This is a genomic window from Vibrio sp. 1069, from assembly GCF_033340555.1.
In genome coordinates, this window is the sequence record NZ_JAWOWP010000897.1 from 1 (window position 1) to 530 (window position 530).

The window sequence follows — 530 nt, forward strand, 5'->3', positions numbered from 1 at the left end:
AGAAACCGGATCTCCCGCTTTTTCATGACATTCGCTGCCCGTCTGTAAAGGCTTTGCGGAGGCTGAATTCTTAGCTTGGGCTTTAGAAGCTGTATGTGCTTTGTTCTGCTTAGACTTTGCTTTTACTTGCTTAGGTACCGGTGTTGGTTCACTGGATATTGTCGCGTTTTTCTTTGTTTTAGGGAAACTAGCGACATAAAGAGAACCATTCACAAGTGCTTTTGCAAATACAGGCGCATAAAGCTCTGGTGTCAGTTCTTCATCCGGTACGTTTGGGGGAAACTGACCAAGTAGATGATACAACTCTTCAACACGGCTTGAGCTAAGCGGTACGAAGTCATCTAGAAACGCCTTCGCACTCTGTTCTGAGTCAAACTTTTTGTGTTCACCTTTTGGGATTGGCTGACTGGAAAAATGATAGCTTTGACCAAGGCAGTTGGTGAGAGGGATAACAAATTGAGGAATCATAGTTGTAACGAGTGTGTCCTTTCCTATTGCCTACCACTGACTTCACAAGTTTGTTTTGTTTT

1 pseudogene is annotated in these 530 nt (G+C 43.6%); it reads right to left on the reverse strand.

The features are described 5' to 3' along the window. A pseudogene (locus R7040_RS29695) lies at positions 1-468 on the reverse strand (type IV secretion protein Rhs); the annotation flags it as partial. Between the last annotated feature and the right edge of the window lie 62 nt (positions 469-530).